This window comes from Kitasatospora sp. NPDC053308 (genome assembly GCF_055585785.1).
In genome coordinates, this window is record NZ_JBVJJY010000050.1 from 1 (window position 1) to 6062 (window position 6062).

Genomic DNA, 6062 nt, shown 5'->3' on the forward strand with positions numbered 1-6062 from the left:
CGCCAGACCGCCCGCGTCCCCCGGAACACCGGACCGTAGACAAGACCACCGGCCGCCAGACCCGGGTAGAACCCGTCCAGATCGACCGCCTCCGCACCGGCCGGCGGCCACTGCGCCAGCTCGCCACCGGTGTGGGCGGCGGAGACGGTGTCGGTGTCGGGGCCGGCGGAGACGGCACCCTGGGCAAGGACACCGGCGGCGTGACGGGTCCATTCGTCATCAGGCGCCGCGTCCTCGGCCTGGGCGTAGACGGCCACCGCGCGGCGACCGGACTCGTCCGGCCCGTCCACGGTGACCTGCACCCGCACGCCGCCCTGGGACGGGAGGACGAGCGGCGACTCGATGACCAGCTCCTCGACCCGGCCGCAGCCGGCCTCGTCACCGGCCCGCACCACCATCTCCACCAGCGCCGCACCCGGCACCACCACCTGCCCGTCCACCGCGTGATCGGCCAGCCACGGCTGCCGGGCCAGCGACAGCCGCCCGGTCAGGACGAGTCCACCCGTGGCCGGAAGCGTCACCGCCGCACCCAGCAACGGGTGACCGGGGGTGCCGAGGCCGAGGTCCTCGGCGCGGCTTCCGCCGACCGCGGTCAACCAGTACCGCTGCCGCTGGAAGGCGTAGGTGGGCAGGTCGACCCGCTGGGCGCCGGTGTCCGCGAAGAGCCTGTCCCAGCCGACCGGCACGCCGCGGACGTAGGCCTTGGCGAGAGCGGTGAGCAGGGCGCGCGGTTCGTCACGCCCCCGGCGCAGCAGGGGGAGCCAGACCTCGTCGGCGGGCTCGCCGTGGGTGTCGGTGCGGGTCTGCGGGCCCATGCCGGACAGGACGCCGTCCGGGCCGATCTCGATGAACGTCCTGACACCGGCGGCGCGCAGGGCGTTCGCCGCGTCGCAGAAGCGGACGGCCTCGCGGACGTGCTTCACCCAGTAGGCCGGGTCGGTGACCTCGTCGGTGACCGGCTCGCCGGTCAGGGCGGAGACCATCGCCAGCCTGGGCGCGCGGTAGTCGACGGAGGCGACGACGCGGGCGAACTCCGCCAGCATCGGTTCCATCAACGGCGAGTGGAAGGCGTGCGAGACCTGCAGACGCTTGGTCCGCGCCCCCGCCCGCGCCAACTCCTCCGCCACCGCGAGCACGTCGTTCTCGACCCCGGACACCACGACCGCGTTCACGCCGTTCACCGCGGCGATCCCGACACCCGTGCGGCCCGCGATCGCCTCCAGGACGCGCTCCTCCGCGGCCTCGACCGCCACCATCGCACCGCCGGAGGGGAGTTGCTGCATCAAACGGCCCCGCGCGGCCACCACCGCACACGCGTCGTCCAGCGACCACACACCGGCCACGTGCGCGGCCGCGAGCTCACCGATCGAGTGCCCCGCCACCACCTGCGGCGACACACCCCACGATTCCAGAAGCCGGAACAACGCGACCTCGATCGCGAACAATGCCGGCTGCGCCCACCCCGTCTCGTCGATCCGACCCTCGCCCTCACCACGAATCACCGCGGCCAACGAGCCGTCCAGATGCCCGGCCAGACCGGCACACACCGCGTCGAAGGCCTCGGCGAACACCGGGAACGCCGCATACAGCCCCTGACCCATCCCGATCCGCTGCGCACCCTGCCCGGTGAACACGAAACCGACCTTGCCCGCGACGCCCATGGCCCCGGACACCACCTCGGGAACCTCCCGCCCCTCGGCCAAGGCCCTGAGTCCGGACGTCAGTTCCTCGCGGTCCGCACCCAACACCACCGCCCGGTGCTCCAGCGCCGCCCGCGACGTCGCCAGCGACCAACCCACGCCGGCGATGTCCACGTCCGCCTGGACGAAGCTCGCCAACCGCTCCGCCTGACCGACGAGACCTTCCGCCGACCGGCCCGACACCACCCACGGCACCACCGGCAGCACCGGCAGCACTCGGCCGTCCGTGTGAGGCGCGGCGGCCTCCTCGGCCGGCGCCTGCTCGATGATGACGTGCGCGTTGGTCCCGGAGAACCCGAAGGACGACACGCCGGCGCGTCGGGGCCGCTCGCCCGTCTCCGGCCAGGGCTGCGCCTCGGTCACCAGCCGGACCGCACCCGATTCCCAGTCGATGCGCGAGGACGGCTCGTCCGCGTGCAGCGTCGCGGGCACGATCCCGTGCCGCATCGCGGCGACCATCTTGATGACGCCCGCGGCACCGGCGGCGGCCTGGGCGTGGCCGATGTTGGACTTCACCGACCCGAGCAGCAGCGGCCGGTCGGCCGGCCGGTCCTGCCCGTAGGTCGCCAGCAGCGCCTGGGCCTCGATCGGGTCCCCCAGCCGGGTCCCCGTCCCGTGCCCCTCCACCACGTCCACGTCGCTCGCCGACAGGCCCGCGCTGGCCAGCGCCGCCCGGATCACCCGCTGCTGCGACGGACCGTTCGGCGCCGTCAGACCGTTCGACGCACCGTCCTGGTTGACCGCCGTGCCCGCGACGACCGCCAGGATCCGGTGGCCGTTGCGCAGCGCGTCCGACATGCGCTCCACCACCAACACCCCGACGCCCTCGCCCCAGCCGGTGCCGTCCGCCGACTCCGCGTACGCCTTGCAGCGACCGTCGGCCGCCAGTCCGCGCTGCCGCGAGAAGTCGATGAAGGTACCCGGCGTCGACATCACCGTCACGCCGCCGGCCAGCGCGAGCGAACTCTCGCCCGAGCGCAGCGACTGGCACGCCAGGTGCAGCGCCACCAGCGACGACGAACACGCCGTGTCCACCGTCACCGCCGGGCCCTCCAGGCCCAGCGCGTACGCCACCCGCCCCGAGGCGACCGACCCCGTCCCACCCGTGCCGAGGTACCCCTCGACCTCCTCCGGCACGAAATGCGACGGCAGGTAGTCGTGGTAGAAGAGCCCCGCGAACACACCGGTCGCGCTGCCCCGCAACCCCGTCGGATCGATTCCCGCGTCCTCCAACGCCTCCCACGACGCCTCCAGCAGCAGCCGCTGCTGCGGATCCATCGCCACGGCCTCCCGCGGACTGATCCCGAAGAACTCCGCGTCGAAGTCGCCCGCCTCGTAAAGGAATCCACCCTCGCCCGAGACGCTCTTGCCCACCGCCTCCGGGTCGGGATCGACCACGTCCACGGGCCAGCCCCGGTCCGTCGGGAACGGCCCGACCGCGTCGCCGCGCGACGCCACCAGCTCCCAGAACTCCTCCGGCGACGACACGCCACCCGGGAACCGGCACGCCATCCCGACGATCACCACGCGGTCCTCGTCGGCCGGCACGGCGCGGACCGCGGGCCGTGCCGAGTCCGCCGACGCGGGAGCGGACGCACCCACCAGCTCGCCGAGCACGAAGTCGGCCAGCGCCACCGGCGTCGGGTAGTCGAACACGACCGTCGCCGGCAGGCGCAGGCCCGTGACGTTGTTCAGTCTGCTGCGCAGTTCGACGGCGGTGAGCGAGTCGAAGCCGACGTCGCGGAAGGAGCGACCGGAGTCGACGGCTCCGGGTCCCGTCATGCCCAGCACCAGGGCGGCCTGCGTCAGGACCAGCTCCCGCACGCTCTCGCGTTGTTCGTCCGGGCCGAGCGCGGCCAGCCGCGCGGCCAGCGCGTTCTGGCCGTCGGCCGCGGGCCGCCCCGCCGTCCGACGGGGGCGCGAGCCCGCCGGCGTGGCCGGGACCAGGCTCGACAGCAGCGGCGGGACCTCGTCGGCGCGCCGCAGTGCGGCGAGGTCGAGCTGGGCGGTCACCACCAGGGGGGCGGCGGCGTGGGCGGCCGCGTCCAGCATGGCGAGCCCATCGGCCGCCGGCAGCGGCTTGAGGCCCTGCCGGAGCAGTCGGCGCCAGTCGGCGTCGCTCAGGCCGCCGGCCATGCCCTCCTCCCACGGCCCCCACGCCAGGGACGTGGCGGGCAGCCCGGCCCGGCGGCGGGACGCGGCCAGCGCGTCCAGGAAGGTGTTGCCCGCCGCGTAGTTGGCCTGCCCCGCGGTGCCCCAGACACCGGCCACCGAGGAGAACAGGACGAAGGTGTCCAGGTCATGACCGCGCGTCAGCTCGTGCAGGTGCCACGCCGCGTCGACCTTCGGACGCATGACCGCCGCCAGCCGCTCCGGCGAAAGGGCGGTCGCCAGCCCGTCGTCCACGGCGCCGGCCGCGTGGACGACGCCCGTCAGCGGCACACCGTCCAGGACGCGGGCCAGCTCGTCACGGTCGGCCACGTCGCAGGCCGCGACGGTGACCTCGGCGCCCAACTCCTGCAGATCGGCCACGAGTTCCGGCATCCCGGCGGCATCGATGCCGCGACGCGAGACCAGCAGCAGCCGCCCGGCCCGTCCGGTCGCCGCGAGATGCCGGGCGACCAGACCGCCGAGGGCACCCGAAGCACCCGTGATCAGCACCGTGCCCGCACGGCCTTCCACGGTGCCGGGCGGGGTGGGCGTGGACGGCACCCGCACGAGTCGCGGCACGCGCAGCCGGCCCCCGCGCACCGCGAACTGCGGCTCGCCGGACGCCACGCCTGCCCGCAGGCAGGACGGCGCCTCGTCGGACAGCTCGTCCAGGTCCGCCAGCACCAGTCGGCCCGGGTTCTCGGCCTGAGCCACCCGGACGAGGCCCCAGACGGGCGCGGCCGTGACCTCCATGGCCGCCTCGGGACCGGCGTCCACCGCGCGCTCGGTCACCACCACCAGCCGCGACGTGGACAGCGCGTCCGCGGCCAGCCACTCCTGCACCAGGCCCAGCACACCGACCGCGACATCGCGTGCCGCGCCCGGGACGTCGTCGGCGTCCGCCGCGGGCACGACCCGCGCCACCACGACCTCGGGAACGGCCTCACCCGCCTCGACGGCCGCCAGCAGCGCGGCCAGATCGGCGTACGACTCCGCGCCGGGCAGCTCCCCCCCGAGCACGGACCACCGGCCGTCCGGCTCCTCGGGAGCCGCCACGGAAGTCGCGGGGACCCACTCCACCCCGAACAGGTCGTCACGAGCCGGCGTCGCGGCGGCGACGAAGGGACGCAGGACCACGGACCCCACCGACGCGATCAGCCCACCGGTGGCGTCGGCCAGCGTCACCGACACGCCCTCGCCCGAGGCCGCCGGCGCCACCCGCACCCGCGCCGCCACCGCGTCCGCCGCGTGCACGACCACATCTCCCCAGGCGAACGGGACCTCAGCCCCGTCGCGCTGCTCACCGGCACCCACGATCACGTGCAAGGAGGCATCCAGCAGCGCCGGATGCAGCCCGAACCCGACCACGCTCACGCCGTCCGGCAGCGCCACCTCGGCGAACAACTCCTCGCCACGCCGCCAGACCGCCCGCGTCCCCCGGAACACCGGACCGTAGACAAGACCACCGGCCGCCAGACCCGGGTAGAACCCGTCCAGATCGACCGCCTCCGCGCCAGCCGGCGGCCACTGACCCCATCCATCGCCGACGGCTGCGTCGGCGGAGGACAGCACACCGGTCGCGTGGCGCGTCCACTCCTGCGCGAAGGTCGCGTCGTCCGCCTGGGCGTAGACGGCCACCGCGCGGCGACCGGCCTCATCGGCCTCGTCCACGGTGACCTGCACCCGGACGCCGCCCTGGGACGGGAGGACGAGCGGCGACTCGATGACCAGCTCCTCGACCCGACCGCAGCCGGCCTCGTCACCGGCCCGCACCGCCATCTCCACCAGGGCGGTCCCCGGCAGGACGATCTGCCCGGCGACCACGTGATCGGCCAGCCACGGCTGCCCGGACACCGACAGGCGACCGGTCAGGACGAGTCCACCCGTGGCCGGAAGCGTCACCGCCGCACCCAGCAGCGGGTGCCGCGCCGGGGACTGGCCCAGCCCCGCCGCGTCCACCACAGCGGCACCCGTCGGCAGCCAGTGGCGCTGCCGCTGGAAGGCATAGGTGGGCAGGTCGACCCGCTGGGCGCCGGTGTCCGCGTAGAGCTCGCCCCAGCCGACCGGCACGCCGCGGACGTAGGCCTTGGCGAGAGCGGTGAGCAGGGCGCGGGGCTCGTCACGCCCCCGGCGCAGCAGGGGGAGCCAGACCTCGTCGGCGGGCTCGCCGTGGGTGTCGGTGCGGGTCTGCGGGCCCATGCCGGACAGGAC

1 protein-coding gene is annotated in these 6062 nt (G+C 74.9%); it reads right to left on the minus strand.

The features are described from left to right. A partial coding sequence (locus ACZ6Y7_RS37840) for a type I polyketide synthase (RefSeq protein WP_465762526.1) occupies positions 1–6062 on the minus strand: 6062 nt, incomplete at both ends.